The 19753-nt window shown below is 38.8% G+C and carries 18 protein-coding genes; 9 read left to right on the top strand and 9 right to left on the bottom strand.

Annotation, left to right across the window (positions count from 1 at the left end; genetic code table 11):
- Positions 1 to 706 precede the first annotated feature (706 nt).
- The 3 genes from CA2015_RS16800 to CA2015_RS16790 all read left to right on the top strand — a co-directional run bounded on the left by CA2015_RS16800 (position 707) and on the right by CA2015_RS16790 (position 4715).
- Positions 707 to 1315 carry a DUF975 family protein gene (locus CA2015_RS16800; RefSeq protein WP_048642947.1) on the top strand — a complete coding sequence of 203 codons (609 nt, stop codon included), beginning with the start codon at positions 707 to 709 and terminating at the stop codon, positions 1313 to 1315.
- Between the two features lie 437 nt (positions 1316 to 1752).
- Positions 1753 to 2580, top strand: a complete 828-nt coding sequence (gene ygiD / locus CA2015_RS16795) for a 4,5-DOPA-extradiol-dioxygenase (RefSeq protein WP_048642946.1) — start codon at positions 1753 to 1755, stop codon at positions 2578 to 2580.
- Between the two features lie 80 nt (positions 2581 to 2660).
- Positions 2661 to 4715: a penicillin acylase family protein gene (locus CA2015_RS16790; protein WP_048642945.1), complete on the top strand. Its 2055-nt coding sequence runs from the start codon at positions 2661 to 2663 to the stop codon at positions 4713 to 4715.
- 64 nt (positions 4716 to 4779) lie between these two features.
- Here CA2015_RS16790 and CA2015_RS16785 read toward each other — a convergent pair whose 3' ends face one another.
- From CA2015_RS16785 to CA2015_RS16770, 4 genes are all read right to left on the bottom strand, one after another.
- Complete coding sequence (locus CA2015_RS16785; RefSeq protein WP_240477821.1) at positions 4780 to 5943, bottom strand: ABC transporter permease; 1164 nt, start codon at positions 5941 to 5943, stop codon at positions 4780 to 4782.
- 4 nt (positions 5944 to 5947) lie between these two features.
- Positions 5948 to 6904 carry an HlyD family secretion protein gene (locus CA2015_RS16780; RefSeq protein WP_048642944.1) on the bottom strand — a complete coding sequence of 319 codons (957 nt, stop codon included), beginning with the start codon at positions 6902 to 6904 and terminating at the stop codon, positions 5948 to 5950.
- Positions 6905 to 6922: 18 nt separating this feature from the next.
- Positions 6923 to 8296, bottom strand: a complete 1374-nt coding sequence (locus tag CA2015_RS16775) for a TolC family protein (protein WP_048642943.1) — start codon at positions 8294 to 8296, stop codon at positions 6923 to 6925.
- 375 nt (positions 8297 to 8671) lie between these two features.
- Positions 8672 to 9244, bottom strand: coding sequence for a Crp/Fnr family transcriptional regulator (locus tag CA2015_RS16770; protein ID WP_048642942.1), 573 nt, complete (start codon positions 9242 to 9244; stop codon positions 8672 to 8674).
- A 560-nt stretch (positions 9245 to 9804) separates the two neighbouring features.
- On the opposite strand from CA2015_RS16770, the gene CA2015_RS16760 reads away from it, so the two are divergent.
- Together CA2015_RS16760 and CA2015_RS16755 are read left to right on the top strand one after the other, a co-directional pair.
- The gene (locus CA2015_RS16760; protein WP_048642940.1) at positions 9805 to 10599 is read left to right on the top strand and encodes a HipA family kinase; all 795 of its coding nucleotides are present in this window, start codon (positions 9805 to 9807) and stop codon (positions 10597 to 10599) included.
- Positions 10577 to 10960 carry a DUF3037 domain-containing protein gene (locus CA2015_RS16755; RefSeq protein ID WP_048642939.1) on the top strand — a complete coding sequence of 128 codons (384 nt, stop codon included), beginning with the start codon at positions 10577 to 10579 and terminating at the stop codon, positions 10958 to 10960. The genes CA2015_RS16760 and CA2015_RS16755 overlap by 23 nt, the downstream gene beginning before the upstream one ends.
- A gap of 309 nt (positions 10961 to 11269) precedes the next feature.
- Here the strand turns inward: CA2015_RS16755 and CA2015_RS24645 are convergent, their stop codons facing one another.
- Both CA2015_RS24645 and CA2015_RS16745 read right to left on the bottom strand, forming a co-directional pair.
- Positions 11270 to 11434 (bottom strand): DUF1328 domain-containing protein, encoded by a 165-nt coding sequence (locus tag CA2015_RS24645; RefSeq protein ID WP_014021499.1) that lies wholly within the window; start codon positions 11432 to 11434, stop codon positions 11270 to 11272.
- Between the two features lie 126 nt (positions 11435 to 11560).
- Positions 11561 to 13630 carry an alpha-L-fucosidase gene (locus CA2015_RS16745; protein WP_048642938.1) on the bottom strand — a complete coding sequence of 690 codons (2070 nt, stop codon included), beginning with the start codon at positions 13628 to 13630 and terminating at the stop codon, positions 11561 to 11563.
- A gap of 114 nt (positions 13631 to 13744) precedes the next feature.
- On the opposite strand from CA2015_RS16745, the gene CA2015_RS25160 reads away from it, so the two are divergent.
- The 4 genes from CA2015_RS25160 to CA2015_RS16730 all read left to right on the top strand — a co-directional run bounded on the left by CA2015_RS25160 (position 13745) and on the right by CA2015_RS16730 (position 16051).
- Positions 13745 to 13954, top strand: coding sequence for a DUF4372 domain-containing protein (locus CA2015_RS25160; protein WP_240477820.1), 210 nt, complete (start codon positions 13745 to 13747; stop codon positions 13952 to 13954).
- Positions 13875 to 14306, top strand: a complete 432-nt coding sequence (locus tag CA2015_RS16740; RefSeq protein ID WP_240477819.1) for a DUF4372 domain-containing protein — start codon at positions 13875 to 13877, stop codon at positions 14304 to 14306. Before CA2015_RS25160 ends, CA2015_RS16740 begins: the two co-directional genes overlap by 80 nt.
- 339 nt (positions 14307 to 14645) lie before the next feature.
- Entirely contained in the window at positions 14646 to 15038 is a 393-nt protein-coding gene (locus CA2015_RS16735) for a hypothetical protein (RefSeq protein ID WP_048640786.1), read from the top strand.
- A 2-nt stretch (positions 15039 to 15040) separates the two neighbouring features.
- A complete protein-coding gene (locus CA2015_RS16730; protein WP_048640785.1) occupies positions 15041 to 16051 on the top strand; it encodes an IS3 family transposase in 1011 nt (336 codons plus the stop codon).
- A gap of 668 nt (positions 16052 to 16719) precedes the next feature.
- On the opposite strand, the gene CA2015_RS16725 is transcribed toward CA2015_RS16730, so the two are convergent.
- From CA2015_RS16725 to ahcY, 3 genes are all read right to left on the bottom strand, one after another.
- Complete coding sequence (locus tag CA2015_RS16725; protein WP_157470608.1) at positions 16720 to 17382, bottom strand: Crp/Fnr family transcriptional regulator; 663 nt, start codon at positions 17380 to 17382, stop codon at positions 16720 to 16722.
- A gap of 9 nt (positions 17383 to 17391) precedes the next feature.
- Positions 17392 to 17787, bottom strand: a complete 396-nt coding sequence (locus CA2015_RS16720; RefSeq protein ID WP_048642936.1) for a DoxX family membrane protein — start codon at positions 17785 to 17787, stop codon at positions 17392 to 17394.
- 610 nt (positions 17788 to 18397) lie between these two features.
- Entirely contained in the window at positions 18398 to 19717 is a 1320-nt protein-coding gene (ahcY, locus tag CA2015_RS16715) for an adenosylhomocysteinase (protein WP_048642935.1), read from the bottom strand.
- Between the last annotated feature and the right edge of the window lie 36 nt (positions 19718 to 19753).

The following is a 19753-nucleotide window of genomic DNA, read 5'->3' as shown; positions in this document are numbered from 1 at the left end:
TTTTAGTCTTTGTTTATTCATTTGAAAAAAGGCATGAATATTACCTTTCATTATTTTAATTATTCATAATAATAATAATAAAACTAAGAACAAAGTTAATCAAGCCTTATTATTTATTCAATGACCAATTAGGCAGGGAAAATACCCGGCGGCTGACCGGAGTCGAAGCCATAGGGCAATGCATGCGTAATACCTACCCCTTTGGCTCCGCTCAGGGTCCGGTAGGATATCAAACGCATCAGAATCCCTCTTCAAGGGGGAATTGCAGAAAAAGGTATTTATAGCTGATTTTCTGAAATTAATTGTGCTGATAAAGCTTGAAGGTAAACTGCATATGTTAAATCCTAACGTAACAAAGTCCCTCCGCCGCGGCGGAGAGCAAGGGGGATTTTTTACGTAACTGTCTAACTTACGCGGTACTTAATCAAACACCTCTAAGCACCTATTTAAATAAAGTTGCTTCACTTCAAACCCGACGGCTGAGCGGAGCCGAAGCCTTAGGGCAACGTATCCGTATTACCTACCCCTTCCGCTCAGGGTCCGGTATAAATCAAAACGCACCAAAATCGAAAATAATATTTCAAACTATTGGTCTCGTCTAAAATTTAACCTATATTCAATCGTAAGGGCTAAGCTCTTAGGATTTTACCAACAATTATAAAAGCACAAACGCTACCTAGCCACCTAAAACCTGAAAGATATAAACATGGGAACTGAGAATGTAGAATTAATGAAAATGGCACGTGAATCCCTAAAGGGTAATTGGGGGCTGGCCATAGGTACTTTTCTTTTATATATGTTTATCATGGGCTTTTTACAAGGAATGGCGGATTACTATCCGATGATAGCCTTGGGAACCTTGTTAATTACAGGACCTATGACACTTGGTTTGGCCTATTTTTCCTTGAGTATTGCCCGAGATCAAAATGCCAGATTGCAACAAATATTTGATGGCTTCAATAACTTTGGTACAGCTTTAGGGGCCTATTTATTGATGTTCATTTTTATACTTCTATGGATGCTTTTGCTGATAATACCCGGAATCATTGCCGCCCTTTCCTATGCCATGACTTTCTATATTATCGCTGATGATCCAAACATTGGCCCACTGGATGCCATTGACAAAAGCAAGCAAATGATGAATGGTTACAAAATGAAGCTTTTCCTTATGTTCTTGATGTTTCTTGGTATGGCTTTGCTTTGTATACTTACCTTGGGAATTGGATTTTTGTGGTTTATCCCCTTTGCCAATGTGACTCTGGCTAAATTTTATATGGACATAAAAGATAGGAATATCATCCCTGAGGTTATCTAAAATCAATTTACTAACAAAGAGTAAAGCTATCTCGATAAAAAATAAATCAACAAACCTTGTCCCTTGAATATTGTCAGAGGACTTGGTTTTCTTTTTTTTACTCAGCCAATTTAAATATTGATAGACTAAAATTTCGAATAAACATAAAACCCCGCTCAGGGGTGACATTTTTGTAGACAGGGGCAATAGCCCATGCAGTATGGTCTGTACGCCAACTGATTTTGGCGGTATTGTTGCTTTTTTTTGCAATAATACTGACAAAATCTTAAGCCTACCTTAAGAAAAAACAAGCTCTTCATTTAACATTAATTTCTATATATTCCAAAACCCAAGTAACCCATTATTGGGAACGCGGAGTATATTTATAGGGGAACTCTTTTTCAAAGCAAACCTTACCCCAATGAATACTTAAATGCCACCCAAAAATCAATTATTCAATGTACTTTAAAGCTTTAAACAAACTCTCCGGATCCTTTTCTAATACCCAAAAAATGCCTGTTTTATTTCTTGGACATGGTAGCCCCATGAATGGAATTGAAGAGAATGAATTTGTAAAGGGTTTTAAAAAAGTAGGAGAAGAAATTAAAAAACCAAGGGCTATTCTATGTATTTCTGCCCATTGGGAAACCAAGGGGACCTATGTTACCGCTATGGAAAACCCAAGAACCATTCATGATTTTTCCGGTTTCCCGCAGGCCCTTTTTGATGTGCAATACCCGGCACCAGGAAGTCCTTCTCTGGCCCAGGAAACAAAGGATTTAATCACCAACACAAGTATAGGGCTTGATGAAAGCTGGGGCTTGGATCATGGTGCTTGGAGTGTAGTCAAACACCTTTACCCCAATGCAGATGTCCCCATCATTCAAATGAGTTTGGATTATACCAAGCCTGCAAAATACCACTTTGAATTGGCGCAAGAATTGTCCCAATTACGTCAAAAGGGGATTTTAATCATTGGTAGTGGTAATATGGTGCACAACCTGGGAAAAGTCGCTTGGGACAAACTTCAGGGAGAACCGTTTGCATTTGACTGGGCCATAGAAGCCAATGAGAAAATGAAGACCTGGATTGTAGACGGGGATTTTCAAAGTTTAATCAATTATAGAAAACAAGGAAAAGCCTTTGACCTGGCCATACCAACTCCGGAACACTATTTGCCCTTGCTCTACACATTGGCACTGAAAGACAGTAAGGATGAAACAAGCTTATTTAACGATCAACCTTTGGGAGGTTCCCTTTCTATGACTTCGGTAAAATTTGACTAACCCATTCTTAATGCTACACTTATTAACCGATCGGTTATTGAATATAACTCATCTGATAATTCATTAAAATATTTAATCCCGTGTACAAAAAGCTGCTTCTTTTTATAGTTCCATTTTTATTAGGATTAGACTTCCAGAATTTCAATCAGCCTAATGACGAAATTCTTTGGGACAAATGGGGTATTCCTCACATTTATGCCAGCACTGATGACAACCTTTATTATATGATGGGTTGGGCACAAATGCATAACCATGGCAACCTGATCTTAAAATTATATGGTGAAGGAAGGGCAAAATCGAGTGAATATTGGAGCGAAGATATTGGTAGAGATAAATTGTTGCATCAGCTAGGTGTACTCAATGCATCTCAGAAGGCTTATACACTACTTCCTCAAAAGGAAAAGCAAGTCCTGATCTCTTTTGCCAAAGGGATCAATACCTATGCTGACCAAAACCCCAATGAACTCGAAGAAAAATATAAAGTGGTATTACCGGTAAAACCCGAAGATATTCTTCAACATACATTTAGGGTTTTTTACTTAGAATTTCTGATTAACCGAAATATTAGCAAAGCGAATAAATGGACAGCCGGATCAAATGGATGGGCTATCAGCGGAAGTAAAACTACCTCCGGAAATAGCATGCTAATGGCCAACCCACATCTAAATTGGGATGATTTCTGGTTGTTTTTTGAAGCGCATTTAATTACAGAAACCAACGATTTGTACGGAACCACCTTGGTAGGCCTTCCTACCATCGGTATAGGCTTCAATAAAAACCTAGGCTGGACCCACACTGTCAATACCTTGGACAATGTGGATCTATACGAACTTACCCTTCAAAATGGGCAGTATCAACTCGATAATGAATTTCACGATTTCACTATTGACACTGTCCAAATTATTGAAAAAACAGGAAGTGGAAAAAAAGCAACAACAGTGCTGAGAAAACAGTCCGCTTTTGGAATGGTATATAAAGAAGAAGGCAATAAAGCCATTGCCATAAAATGGCCCAATACTGACGGTAAGCTCAATATAATTGGTCAATGGTTGGCCATGGGAGAATCCCAAAGCCTTGAAGAATTTCAGGGGGCCTTGGCAATGAATGGCCTGCCCCTATTCAATGTGATTTACAGCGACAAAGAAAACAATATTTTGTATCATTTTGGAGGAAATGCTCCTAAGAAAAATGGAGGCTGGGATAAGTGGCAGAAGGTAGTTTCCGGAACTTCAAGTAAAGATTTGTGGCAAGGCTACTATTCCTCAGAGGAGGTTCCCAACTACCTAAACCCCGAAAGTGGCTGGATCCAAAATGCCAATGACCCACCCTATACCAGTACCTTTCCTGCAGCAATTAGGCCTGATGATTACCCTTCTCATATGGCTCCAAATGCAATGGGATTTAGACCCCAACGCTCAGCTTTATTGATTAAAGATGCAATGAACCTCAACTTGGATCAACTAATCGCTTTGAAGCATGATACAAAATCGGAATATTTTTTAAGAATAAAAGAAGATTTAAGCAAAATCGATTCCGATGCATTGGATAGCTTGACGAAGGAAGCGTTAGCGACATTGCTCAGTTGGGATGGTGCTTTCGAGGCAAATAGTACGGGGCCGGTATTATTTAGCATGTTCGCAAAAGAACTTGGAAGCAAAGGCGTTTTCGCTGAAGAATGGGATTTTAATGATCCTTTAAACACTCCCAGGAAGTTAAAAGACCTAACTCATGTTACTTCCTCACTTCAAATAGCGGCCGTAAAGCACCAACAAATTTACGGATCCCTAGCTGTTAACTATGGAGATGTTTACCGTCTAGAGGTTGGGAATCATAGCTATGCTGCAAATGGTGGTGCAGGAAGTTTAGGGATATTTAGAACCATGAATTATTCACCAAAGGGAAATGGACAATTCTTTGCCACGCACGGTGAGACCTACGTTTGTGCCACTGAGTTTGGAAAGGAGGTTACTGCCAAAGCCCTGATGTCGTATGGAAATGCCACCCAAGCCCATAGTCCCCATGTAGGAGATCAATTGGAACTGTTTTCCAAAAAGCAACTGAGGAAAGTATTGCTTCAAAGAGAAGATCAATTACAAAACCTAGAAAAAAGAGAGCAATTAAGCGATATCCGATAAGGTAAATATGGCGACATTGCTGTCATTGACCTCATGCCGCCATATCTACTGCTTTAGATTCAAATTAATTTTGCTTCTTTGCCATTCGGTTAATTTTAAACTGAAGTAACAAAATCATCGTGATAACTGCCACTAAAATTATACCTGTCAGGAACTTTATTTCAGGCATAATTGAAGCAAAATCCCCTCCATAAAATGCTATTTTCCTAAAGCCACTCAAGTATTGAGTTACGGGAATAAACCGAGCCACATTTGTAATCACCTCAGGGATTGCCGAAGTAGGCCAAGTAAAACCACTTAAAATAAATGCGGGTGTAGAGATTACCATCAATAACTCCGTCGCTTTCAGTTGGCTGGGTATGGCAATCGAAAACAACATCCCTATAAACATAGACGCGAAGGTTAATAATGTTGTCAAAATCAACATTTGAAAATTAATTACTTCTACCCCAACATTAAAGAAAGAAAGAATCAAACTTATGATTAACCACATAAAGGGAAGCATAATCAAAAAGGGCGTTGCCTTTAAGCCTATGTGATAAATCGAAGACTTGCTTTCAATTACAAGCTTACCAAAATAGCCATCCTCAAAATCTCGGGAGAAAGCCAAGGCCATTGCTAAAAAGATAATTTGTTGCATAATGGCAGCAAGCAACCCAGGTAGCATAAAGGTTACATAATTCCCGGTAGAATTATAAAGTTTATTGAAGTTAATTTTAAAACTTTCATAAGCTGCTTTTGCCTGTTCCGGATGAAGTCCTTGTTTTTTAAGCCCCTCTATTTCAATTCCAGCATTTATGGTCATCAACACAGTATTGATATGATTGCTCGCTGTGTTGGCATTTAAAATATTTGCCATGTTCAAATCTACACGTACCTCTGGATGTTTTTTTTGCAAAAGATCCTTTTCAAAATCAGTAGGCAGGGTAATTACCGCTACGTATTGTTTGACAGGCATTTCATTTTTGATATCCCCAGGGATTGACCTTACATCAGAAACATGTAAGCCCTCATTGTCTTCAAAAGCATCAATTATTTTATCCGATGCAGGACTTTGGTCTTGGTCCACAATGACTATGGGTAAATCCTTGACTTTGGCTTGTTGGTACACATAGCCAAATAAAATACCGTAGCCTATGGGCGCCCCAAAGAAGATGGCCATTAGCACACTATTGGAAAAAATACGCCTGAATTCCAGTTTTAATAAGCCTATGAATTTTTTCATCATTTTTTTATTTAATCAGGAAAGTAGCATTGATATAAAACTTTTGCCCCTGAACATTTGAAGTAGGTACTACTTTTAATTCATAAATTGATTCGGACAACCCGTACAAAGGTGCTGTGCTTGTAATTCCTGCATACTTGGCTAGTTGCTTGATGGCTGCAATACTACCTCCTACTTCTTCTTCGGTATAAGGATTGACTAAGCTTAACTCCTGACCTACTTCAAAATCATAAATCCTTGATTCTGGAATTGTAAACCTGAAATAGATGCTGTTGGTTTTGTAGCCATTAAACAAGGTAAAACCGGGTGTAAGTAACTCTCCTTCATCCAAACTAATGGTTTCTACCGACATATCTGCTGGTGCAATAACAAACTGCTCTAAAGAAGCGGTGGCAACTTCTTCCCTGGCTCCCTTTGCTCTATCCAACTGCCCTTTGGCTTGGTCAATTTGCTCTTCCCTCGCTCCTTTTTTCACTTCATCTCGCTTGGCCGCTAAAGCAGCTACCTGAGCTTTCGCCATGTCCAACTTCATCTTTACCTCATCAAATTGCTGTTGGCTTATCAATGAATCCGTGTACATGGCTTCAAGACGGTTAAAAGATTCCTGAGCAAAATTCAATTGCGCTTTGCCAGAATTCAATTGGCCATCAATCTGATTGAGTTGCTCTACCGTAGCCCCATTAAAGGCCATATTTAACTGACCTTGGGCAGCCATAATGGCCCCTTCTGCCTGAAGCATTTTGGCTTGTACTTCTGGAATATTAATTGTGGCTAAGGTATCCCCTTTCTTTACTTTTTGTCCCTCTTCTACGAATATTTTATCCACTCTTCCCGCAAGTTTGCTACTCACTGAAATGGTTTCAAATTTCACTTTACCTCTATTGGGGGTGATCTGTTCTGGCTGGCATGAACTCAAAGCAAGTAGTGCGAAACCGCCTAGTAATATATTTTTATAGGTATTCATTTTTTTATTTTTGATGGGTTAGTAATTAAGTATTCCTTTGGCATGAAGCAGGTCTGCCACAGCGCGGCGTTCTTTAAAATAAGATTCCTGCAATTTGAAATTGGCTTTCTCAACATCATTTAAAGCATCCAACACATCATTGATCGAGGCCAGGTTGTTTTTGTATTGAGTATTCACCATCTCATAGTTTTCATTGGCCAATTCAATTTCCTTTTTAACTATTTTAGTATTCAATAAGGCCGATTCATAGCTTATTTCAGCTTTGGATATTGCTAACTCAATCATTTCATTGGCCTCTTCAATTTGTTCTCTATACTTGGCAGTCTCTAGTTGAACTTTTCTTCTTTTTAATCGTGATTGGTTGCCATCAAAGACATTCCATTTTAGCCCTACCCCTACATACCATTTTGGATCTAGTAGTGATAAATTCTCTTCAATAAATTCATAGTGACCTTTCATGGCTACTTTAGGAATGAAATTGCTCTTTATCATTTTGGCCTGGTATTGAGTCGCCTGTTCGGCCTCTTCTAAGGCTTTGATTTCATTGCGTTTCTCCCAATTGGAATCTGCATCCACGGAAAAAGAATGCAATTGCGGTTGGAGCATTTTTAAATCTGCTCTACTCTTACCGGTAAGCTGGTGAAGCACTTCTATCAACAGGGTATTGTTATGTTCAAATTCAAGCTTTTTGGCTTCCAATTGTTGCTTCGCCAGTTCAATTTTATTTCGACTGATGGGTGTTGCCAGACCATTTTCGATGGCCTTACTGACATAGATTGCCTGTTCATTCAAATAGTCTTCTGAAGTAGTGAGCACTTTTTTTGATGCTCTTACCAAAGCAAGTTTATCATAGGCTTCTATGATTTGTAAGGCGATTTTATCTTCCTCCGCCATCCCTAAGTAATTCAGAGAGGCTTCCTTGTGTTTGCTCGCTTGGAGTGCATTGCTTGCTTCCAGCCCGCTAAACAATACCCAATCTACATCTACCGATGACCTCAGAATATTTTGGTTTTGTAAAACCGGCACCTCCTGAAGTGGAAGGGTATTTGGAAAAGTTGAGTTAAAAGGTAATCCGACAGCGTCTTTGATAACAAGCTTTTGGGTCTCCGTTAACAGGTTTTTTGTATTTTCATCAAAAGTAATGTCATCATTCAAATGGGTATAACTACCGTTTAAAGTAATTTTGGGCAAGAATACCGATTTTGCCAATTTTTGGTCAATTCCAGCCTGTTCTGCATCAAGATATTTACCATTGACGGTTTGGCTTTTACTTAGCCCTTTATTGATCAGTCCTTTCAATATTGGATCTAGTTGCTGCCCCTTTGTTACCGAAGGCATCACCGTTGCAAGAAAAATCAATAGAATCGCAAATGCTCCTTTGTATGGTTTCATTGTAAATCGTTTTATAATTACAATACAAAGATCCTTAGGAAACAGCGGTTATCTTTTGACCTATATCAAAAAGTGAAACATGGAAACGGCAAACAGGTTAAAATTGCGTCTTTTATCACTACCTATTGACGGAAAGATCAAAGCTAGCATGAAACATCGCCAGTATTTTTTTTTTGAATCCGGGTTATCATTAGGAATACCTGGGCTTTCTCAGATAGGAATCCAATCATAAGAATATCAGGAAATTTGGAGATTTTTACTTAGCATCTCTATATCCACTTTCTCCAATAAGCATAACTTTTGAAGGCCGAAAAAAGCCTAACAATCTTGTTTGTTATGAGTGATCGATATTAATAAAGACTTTTCAAGTATGAATTATTTACTCGAATTGCTTTTCCTGATGCGGCTTAAAGTTTCCTGCGTCATACCTAAATAGGAAGCGATATGGCCCAAAGAGACTTGATAAGCAATGTCCGGAAACTCAGCAAGCATGTATTCATACCTTTCTTTGGCTGTTTGAAATTGAATGGCATTTAATTTATTCACTACTTTGGTAAGCATTTCAGTGGTGACCAGCCTTCCAAGCTTTTCCATTTTTGGATAGGTGTCAAACAATTCATCCAGCTTTTCTTTTGTGATACTGTATATCACAGTATCTTCTAAAACTTCAATAAAATACAAACTGGGACATTGCTGGAAAAAGCTGTCTGCACTGGCCATAAACTTACCACTACCGAAAAACCATTGGGTGATTTCCTTACCCGCCTGATTAAGGTAATAACTTCTACCCAGTCCGCTTTCTATAAAGTACAAGGTTTTAGAAACCTCTCCTTGGCGAACAAGAATTTGATTCTTTGGGACAGCCTCTTTTTTAAAATGTTTGAGGATGTCATCTAGCTCATCATTTGTAAAAGGTACCAATGCTTTCAAAAAATCGGAAATGTTCATAAATGTCATGGGTATCGGGAAATGGTAGTACCAAAGGCACAATTCCCTAGCAAAGTTTCTACAGATATCAGTTCAATGATCAGGCAATACATAGCTCTTAGGCTATTTCCCAGCTAACAAATAGTGGAAATTTAACCCGGATTATGTAATAGAATTTCTCCGCCCTGACAATGTCAGGGGTGAAGCCTGTCCCGTGTTTACGGGAAGTGTTGCAATCGCAAGAAAATCAGGCTGTTTGGAGATTTTATCATAGCACCGCTATGGTGAAATCTCCAAACAGCAACGAAGTGGCTGATTTTAAAGCGATTTCAGCACGTAATAGAATGTCTATTGCATATTTCGGGTGTAACAAAGGTGAAGCTACAAAAAAATAAGTTGATTTTAGGGAGCCTGTGTCATCTTGTTTTGCTTAAACAAGAAAAAAATAGTTGGCCAATAGTAATTTTCGCTCCTAATTTAAAATTCTGTTCCCTATTTCAGGTTTAGTTCATTAATTAGCCCCAAATTGCAGGTATAAAGGGTTTATGCTATTTCCATGCAAACCCATATTTAAAAGATTTATGGAACAATTACCACAATTGCGTACAGTAAATGTGACCAGGTACATGCAGCCATTAAGGGAAGGTGGATCACTTCCAGCCCTTGCAGCTGCTGACGATGGTTTTAATTACGTATTGAAATTCCGAGGTGCAGGCCAACGTGAAAAAGCATTGATAGCAGAACTCCTTGGCGGAGAGATCGCACGATTGCTAGGGCTTAAAATTCCCGAGCTTGTCTTTGCCAACCTGGATCCTGCATTTGGCAGATCTGAAGGAGACGAAGAGATACAGGATTTATTAAAGGGCAGCCAAGGCTTAAACCTGGCTTTGCATTTCTTATCCGGTGCCATCAATTTTGATCCTTTGGTTTCAAAGGTTGATCCATTACTGGCTTCAAAAATTGTTTGGTTAGACATGTTTATCACAAATGTAGACCGGACTTTTAGGAACACAAATATGCTAATGTGGAACCGAGAGCTTTGGCTCATTGACCATGGCGCTGCATTTTTGTTTCAACACGGCTGGACAAGATGGAAAGAAAATGCGACCAAGTCATTTCCCATTATTACCAACCATGTGCTACTCCAGCAAGCTGAAAAATTGGCTGAGGTCAATGATGAATTCACTTCTATTTTAAATGAGGATAAGATTAACGCCATTGTTTCTCTGATACCTGATGAGTGGTTATTAGCAGGAAGAGATGGGGAAAATGCTGAGGAACTACGAACGGTTTATGCCGATTTTCTAAAGCTAAGATTGTCTTATGCGGATCAATTCACCAAAGAAGCAAACGATGCAAGAAAATCAATTATATGAATATGCGGTCTTGCGCGTAGTACCAAGGGTGGAACGCGAAGAGTTTATAAATGTGGGCGTTATTTTGTGTGACCACAAAAGTGGCTTTTTAGGGGTGAAAATTCACCTTTCCAGGGAAAAGATCCTGGCATTAGATCCAGATGCTGACATTGAAATGATCCAATTGAACTTGAGTTCTTTCGAAAAAATTTGTGATGGAAAATCTAATGGAGGACAAATTGCAACAATGGACCTGGCTTCACGCTTCAGGTGGCTGACCGCCGTGAGAAGTTCTGTAATCCAAACCTCAAGACCCCACCCAGGATTGAGTAAAGACCTGAGCAAAACTTTGCAAGAGCTATTTGAAGAATATGTATTGTAGAGAATAATTTAACCCGGATTATGTAATAGGATTTCTCCGTCCTGACAATAGTCAGGGGTGAAGCCTGTCCCGTGTTTACGGGAAGTGTTGCAATCGAAAGAAAATCAGGTCGTTTGGAGATTTTAGCATAGCACCGCTATGGAGAAATTGAAAACAGCAACGATTGGGTATTTTAAAGCGATTTCAGCACGTAATAGAATGTCAATTCATATTTCGTGTTTAAGCTTCGTATTTTCTTGTCTGGAAATTCAGCAAGAAAAAGTAAATAAAAAACCCACCCGAATATACAATTCGGATGGGTTTTTCTATTTAAAATCCATTTACTCCTCCAGCTACAAGACTTATCAGCAGCAAGACAATGAATATATAAAATATTACTTTAGCAATAGAGGCTAATCCGGAGGCAATTCCTCCAAAACCTAAAACGGCAGCTATTAAAGCGACTACTAGAAATGTGATTACCCAAGTTAACATAGTATCAGTGGTTTTTGGTTAAAATTTATTTCCAAACCAAAAGACAAAAACCAATCCAAGATTCTGTCTTTTACCTTATCTACCATCACTTTAACCTCTTTTGTTCTATTGCGCTACTTTTTTGTTTTATTGAGTTAATAGCACGCCCAGTTCAGCAAAACTAGCCGGTTGACCATCTGTTGTGCTTTTTACTTTCAACTTGATAAACCTTGCTTCCTTGGGGTCAAATTCCACTCTTTGTTCAATGGGACTATTGGCTATATTCCCAAACTCACCTTCTCCAGCTTTTTGCCAGCTTTTCCCATCCATACTGGTATAAAACACATAGGTCTTAATCAGGCCCGACATGTATCTATTCTGCATGGGGAAATAGGTGAAACCGGCAACCTCCTGTTTTTCTCCCAGGTCTATGGTGGCTAGGTTTTGATCACTTACATAATTGCTAGATGGGTCTTCATCTATAAGATTACCAGCATTCTCTCCTCCACCTATTACTTTCCAATTCTTTTTAGCCAATTGGAGATCAACTTCTATCATTTCACTGAATTTTCCAGAAATTGGATCTTTGGTCACTGCCTTCAACTTAGTAGGTTGCATTACTGAAAATGCTTCGCTATAAACCTTACCTGACTTTATAGGATCTTGCCCATCAAGGCTATAATACACCTCTAGTCCCCCTTCTATCACATTCAATTCTACCGTTCCGTTTTTATCTCTGGAAATTTCCGGTGGCAATAATAGTTTGGGTGCATCAAAGAAAGCCAGATGACTTATTACGGGACTCTCTTTGGCATTATGAATGGTAAATTTTACAGCCATTGCCTTTGTGTCAGGAAGTCTGAGGATTCTTTTGTAGCCAATGGTTGTCTCTTTGGCTATACTTTTCCATTCTTTATTTTCATTTAGGATTTCAAGTTCGAAGGACTTCACTCTTTGTCCCAATGAGATGTTTTCCTGAACCAAAAACCGATTGAAAGTCCGGGCTTCATCAAAGTTAATGGTAACAGAAGCCGGCAGTTCACCAGCCTTTGGACTCCAGAAAGTCATCATTTCTGAATTCAATAAATTTTCTACAGAATATTGACCATTTTCAGATGAAGCAGATAGATTACTGCTTTTTAAAGGTATTTTTTGGCTAAAATCCTCCTTCACCTTGGCTACCAACTTCTTCAACTGTTTCACATCATTTTCATGAATCTGCCCTCTTCTATCTACAGGAAAATTAAGTAATAAAGAGCTGTTTCTTCCTATACTGTTGTAATAAATATCCAATAACTCGGGGAGTGATTTCACTTTATGGTCCTCATAAGGATGGTAATACCAACCTGGACGGATAGACACATCCGCTTCTGCTGGCACCCAATGGGTTCCATTTTCCTGACCGGAGGAATATTTCTTTGAATATTCCGGCATTCCACCGTATATAGAATCTCTCATAAGATTGGACCAGGTAGTCGGATAAGCAAAACCATGTTCATTCCCTACCCATCTAACATCAGGGCCTGCATCTCCGAAGATCACAGCCTGAGGCTGAAGTTCCCGGATGATTTCAATCGTCCCGGGCCAATCGTAATAATTCTTTTTATCCACCCTGCGTTCTTCATTGGCTCCCCCATAATAACCGGAACCACCATTTGCTCCATCAAACCAAACCTCAAAAATCTCCCCATAGTTGGTAAGCAACTCCCTTAGTTGGGCTCTAAACACTTCAATGTATTCTGGAGTGCCATAATCCGGGTTATTTCTATCCCAAGGAGAAAGGTATACCCCAAACTTCAAGCCTTCAGCTCTAAATGCTTCAGCTACTTCTTTGACAATATCTCCTTTACCATCTTTCCAAACCGCATTTTTTACAGAGTGCTCGGTGGTAGCTGTAGGCCAAAGGCAAAAACCATCATGGTGCTTTGCTGTAATTATGATCCCTTTCATCCCTGCCTCTTTACAAACCTTCGCCCACTGTTTGGGGTCAAAATCCGTAGGATTAAACAAAGCAGGATCTTCATCGCCCATACCCCATTCCATATTGGTGAAGGTATTCATATTAAAATGGGCAAAGGCATAAAACTCCATCTCCTGCCAGGCAAGTTGCCTTTCATCTGGGATGGGAAGGACTGGATTAATAGGATCTGTTTGTGAGGATTGACAGCTCACAAAAAAGAAAATTGAAAGGCCGAGAAGAAATAATTTACTGTTCATTATTGTTTTTTTGATATTGAGAAGATCAATAGCGTCCTAAATAAAAAAATGAGAGGTTCAATTTTTTGCCCAAAATAGTTATTTTGGGATTGCACCAAAAAACACGAACCTCTCATGTGTAATATTACATTGTTTTCACAGATTATAAAAAAGATTGATCGTTCTATTTTCAAGAAATTGGTAAAGGAAAAGCAAACCGACAAGGGCTGCAAGGGATTTGACAGCTGGACGCACCTGGTTTTCGATGTTGTTCTGCCATTTTGCCAAGAGCACATCGGTAAGGGAGATTTCCAATGGGCTTCGGTCTGCCACTGGGAACCTTAACCATCTTGGCCTTACCAAAGCCCCATCCAAATCAAGTATCAGCTATCAAAACAAACGAAGGGATTCGGACCTTTTTAGGGACCTTTACTATTCTCTGTTGGGAAGTTTAGGACAGCAGGCATCTGTCAAAAGGTCCAAACTCAGAATCAAGGGCCCTGTTTATTTGCTAGACGCCACAGTGATTAGCCTTTGCCTTTCGGTGTTTGATTGGGCTACTTTCCGTACCAAAAAGGGAGCAGTAAAGATGCATACGCTACTGGAATATGAAGGAAAACTCCCTGTTAACGTGAATATTACCGAAGGGAGTGTCGGTGACAACAAGGGGGCTTACAATCCCCCTAAAAAAGGGTGATCGTCGCTTAAAAACCACAAAGTGCTCAGATTGCTCATCAAAATAACATAATCCCTTATTCGTACTTACCTAAACCACCTCTCTGCATCTCTGATCAAGTCTGAAACTTCATTGCTACTCAATCCAGAGGAGTTCTCTTCTGGGTTGGCTAAATAATCCATTTGATACCCTGTTTCCGGATTAAACCCGGATTATGTAATAGTATTTCTCCGCCCTTATGGGATTCGTGATAGCCTGTCCCGTGTTTACGGGAAGTGTTGCAATCGCAAGACAATCGGTCGTGTACTGAAATAGGTTGACACAATTTAATTAAAAATTGTAAACCTATAATCGGACAAAATGAGTGAATTACAAAAGTTCTCCGAAGATGCAAGGAGAAAAATCGTTATGGAAGTACTTTCAGGTACTTTAAGCAAAGAACAGGCAAGGCATATTTATGGAATTAAAAGCAAATCCGCTATCTTGGAATGGATGAGGATTTTTGCTGGTCTTGAAAGAAGGCTTCCTAAAGATCCTCTTCCGATTTTAAAAAACATGGCAATAAAAGAGGATTCCAATAGTGAGTTAAAAGCCCGTATAAGGCAACTTGAAGAAGAGCTGAAGCTTAGCCGTTTGAAGGGCAGGGCATACCAGATCATGGTAGATATTGCCAAAGAAGAATATGGGCTAGATCTTGAAAAAAAGTCTGGTGCCAAACAGTTCAAAGACTCAGAGAAGAAGAACCAAAAGTAAGTTTGGCCCAACTTTGTGAATTGTTTGGCAAGAGCAGGCAGGGCTACTATAAAGCTTTAAATTATATTTACCGCGGGGCATTTGAGGAAGAGGTGGTCTTGAGTCTTGTTTTAAAGATCAGAAAGAAGGCCAAAACATCCAGATGGGGGTTGAGAAAGATAAACCCTCTGATTCAGAAAGACCTAATAGGAATGAAAATCAAGATAGGCAGGGATAAACTGTTTGATTTGCTTCGAGTGAACGGGTTATTAGTAACCAAAAGAAAAAGGAAGTTTTTCACTACCCAAAGCCATCATTGGCTTAGGAAGTACCATAACCTGGTAGAAAACATGGTTGTCTACAGGCCCAACCAGTTATGGGTTTCCGATATTACCTACCTTTTACTAAATGGGCAAGTCATGTATCTGTATCTTATTACGGATGCTTATTCCCAGAAAATAGTGGGCTGGAATCTTTCTCTGGATCTGAAGGCTGAATCAGCACTTGAAGCCCTGAAGGTGGCTTTCCAGTCTCAAGAAAACATTAACCATTATTCCCTTGTCCATCATTCGGACCGTGGGGTACAGTACTGCAGTTATGATTACACCGACCTATTGAAAAAGAAGAAAGTTTGGATCAGTATGACGAAGCCCGCTTCACCACATGAAAATGCCATAGCGGAAAGAGTAAATGGAATCCTAAAGGAAGAGTGGCTGGAGGATATTGCAGGAGAAACAAATATCAACCCGAAAAAATACATCATTAAAATTATCAAAATCTATAATGATATGAGACCACACGAGAGTTTAGGAAATCTAACACCTAACCAAGTACATGACGAAGGTTTTACAAGGCATGATACCGAACGCGTTATTGGAAAGAAATATAATTGGAAAAAGAAGACCGAACCTGTCAAGGCCCGGTCTGAAAATAGCAACGCTATCGGACCAAACGACTATTCCTTGGCAAGTTGCTCCTCAGCAGAGCTTGCCTCCGCTTTATCGTGGTACTGTAAGTTAAATGAAACTTCTTAGAAATTAAAACACTTACTATATTTGAAAAACAAAAGTGTCAACCATTTTCAGGACGAGACAATCAGGCTATTTGAAGATTTTAGCCTAGCACCGCTATGGTGATATTGAAAACAGCAACGAAGTGGCTGATTTTGAAGCGATTTCAGCACGTAATAGAATGTCTAATGCATATTTCGGGTTTAACAAATACCTTACTTTTTTCTTATACTTATCGACAATATTAATACCTCCATGATCAGTGCCAAACAATACCAATCCACTGGAATGGGGCAATACTGTTTTAACTGGAAATTATTTAATCGCATACCTTCATACGGCTCACTGATGGTAGTAACAGAAAAATCGGTATGATCAAAAAGGATCACACCAAAAGTATAATTAGGACAAAATACCCATGCATCTCCTTCTTGATCAAGTTTTATTAATCCATTGCTTTATAAAAAAAAATAGGATAGTAGCTATCCATACATGTTAAAAGTTTCTCTGCTTAATATTGTGAATTAAACCTCAGCTATGGTGTTTAAATAGAAATAAGTTCACAAAAAATTCTGACTATTTACAAGTTAAGACAGTTAATGCTTGCTTGTAACTTTAAAAACAACAATCGTTTAATCTAAAATTATTCAGCGTGTAAATGGTATTCTATTGCATGATTTAAATTCATTTAATCAATTAAATTTACTGATCAACTCTTCAAAATCATCCCTAATATAGATGACGTTTCTACCCAATTCGATCCACTTCTTTTTCTCTAACTGTTTAAGTAACCTTGAAACAACCTCCCTCGAGGTACCAAGTTCATTGGCGATTTCCTGATGTGTGGTATAAAGCTCATTGGTTTTCAATTGCTTCATTTTTGTTACCAGATAGCGCATCAATCGTTCATCCATGCGCTTAAACGCTACAGCATCCAAGGTTTTTAGTAACTCTTGAAATTTAATCCTGTAAGAATCAGTAACATAATTTTTCCACTGTTTAAATTCTTCTGTCCATTTTTCATGTTGATCCACAGGAACACTTAGCAACACACTGTCCTCTTCTGCTACCGCCCTGATTTCACTTGGCCTGTAGGAAGAACAACAGGTAAGGGATAAAGCACAGGTTTCTCCCGGGTCTATATAATACAACAACAATTCTTTGCCTTCTTCATCCAAACGCAAAACTTTTAAACTCCCTGAAAGTAATATGGGAACCATTTTAATGAATTGGCCTGGCTCAATTATCGCCTCCCCACTTTTAATGTTCATAATCTTACCCTCTTTTGTCAGCGCCTCTAAAAGTCGGAAATCTGAGAAAAAAGGTAAGTAACTAGATAAGTTTTCTTTTGTAATCATATTGTCCTAATTGCTGCCTTGCGATTTGTCCAATGCCAGAGTATTGGACTGATTAAATTCATAAACCAAAACAAAAAACAACAGATGAATCATTTGAGAAGGCAAAGCACCCCAATTCTCTATTAAACTTGTTCCTCCGATCAATATAAGCATTAATACTCCACCTATTACTGCTGCATTTTTTGTTTGCCAACCAAGAATTAAAAGGAAGCCAATTAAAAACTCTACAAACGGTAAAGCATAGGTAAACGGAATCAACATAAAGTTAGGCAAAAGTGAATCCTTAAAATTTTTAAGCATACCCTCACTAAAGGCAGTTAGCTTTGGAATCCTCACCAAGCCATGGCCTAACATGCTAATCCCAATCCCTAAGCGGATAAAAACATAAGACATTGATTTCATAAAATGCTAGTTCTTTTAAATAGTTAAGTTAAAAACCATTCAATTTCTGGCTAATGCAATTCGATTTTTTCTCAGCTGGTTAAGCTAAATTATAACACAACGAGATGCAATAAAAATCCCAATATGCCCACTCTTCCCAAAACTGTTATACTTTTTAAAAATAAGTCAGGAAAGCCCAAATTTCAATCCGAATTAAAATAATTTCTTCAAATTACAGAATCAATCATTAGGCTTGGTTATTCCAGGTGATTTTTATTTAAACATTTGCATAAAAGGTAAGAAATGGTAGAAATTAAACCCGGATTATGTAATAGGATTTCTCCGCCCTGACAATGTCAGGGGTGAAGCCTGTCCCGTGTTTACGGGAAGTGTCGCAATCACAATAAAATCAGGCTATTTGGAGACTGAGTCATATCACCGCTATGGTGAAGTCGAAAATAGCAACAAAGGGACTGATTTTAAAGTGATTCCATCACGTAATAGAAGGTCTATTGCATATTTCGGGTTAAAGCCTCTGAGCCCATTTTCACAGGCTGCGGGCTATTTCGCGTTAAATAAAGAAACCCCAACCCTTAAGGTTGAGGTTTCTTTATCAAATATTAAAAACCAATTAATACCTGTAATAATCAGGTTTGAAAGGTCCTTTACTGCTTACGCCAATGTATTCAGCTTGTTCTTCGGATAATTCATCCAACACAACGCCTAATTTTTTAAGGTGCAATTCAGCCACTTTTTCATCCAAATGCTTTGGAAGCACATAAACCCCAGCTTCATATTGATCTGTATTGGTCCACAATTCCAACTGCGCCAAGGTCTGGTTAGCAAATGAATTGGACATTACAAAAGAAGGATGACCAGTTGCACAACCTAAATTGACAAGCCTACCTTCTGCAAGAACAATTATATCATTGCCGTCTACATTGTATAAATCTACCTGAGGTTTGATCTCATCTTTAGTATGACCATAATTCCCATTTAACCAGGCCATATCAATTTCATTGTCAAAATGACCAATATTACAAACAATGGCCTTGTCTTTTAGGGCTCTAAAGTGAGCTTCCGTAATGATGTCTTTGTTTCCAGTAGCAGTCACTACAATGTCTGCTTCTTTTACTGCATCAATCATTTTTTTCACTTCAAAACCATCCATGGCAGCTTGAAGGGCACATATTGGATCAATTTCAGAAACAATAACTCTTGCACCCGCTCCACGAAGGGATGCGGCAGAACCTTTTCCAACATCTCCATATCCAGCTACAGCAGCCACTTTACCTGCCATCATAATATCAGTTGCTCTTCTAATGGCGTCTACAAGAGATTCCTTGCAACCGTATTTGTTATCAAATTTAGATTTGGTAACGGAGTCATTTACGTTTATTGCAGGAATTGGTAGGGTACCATTTTTCATCCTTTCATAAAGTCTATGAACTCCAGTAGTTGTTTCTTCAGAAAGTCCTTTTATATCTCCTACCAATTCAGGGTATTTATCCAATACCATATTGGTCAAATCACCACCATCATCCAAAATCATGTTCAAAGGAGCTTTTTCCTCTCCAAAAAATAAGGTTTGTTCGATGCACCAATCAAAATCTTTCTCAGAAAGTCCTTTCCAAGCGTAAACACTTATACCTGCCGCTGCAATAGCTGCTGCCGCATGGTCTTGAGTAGAAAAGATATTACAAGAAGACCAGGTAACTTCAGCACCTAAAGCAACTAAAGTTTCAATTAATACAGCAGTCTGTATAGTCATGTGAAGGCATCCTGCAATCCTGGCTCCTTTCAATGGCTGTGATTCTCCAAACTCTTCTCTGAGTGCCATAAGTCCTGGCATTTCACTCTCTGCAAGTCGAATTTCTTTCCGCCCATAAGCGGCAAGTGAGATATCTTTTACCTTGTATTGAACGTATTCCTGTGATTTTGTCGCTGACATATTTAAAATTATATAGTTTCTAGGAAATTTTTGACA

This window comes from Cyclobacterium amurskyense, from assembly GCF_001050135.1.
Lineage (GTDB): Bacteria > Bacteroidota > Bacteroidia > Cytophagales > Cyclobacteriaceae > Cyclobacterium > Cyclobacterium amurskyense.
Note: the sequence above shows the minus strand (reverse complement) of the source record. Positions and strands in the feature narration are given on the sequence as shown.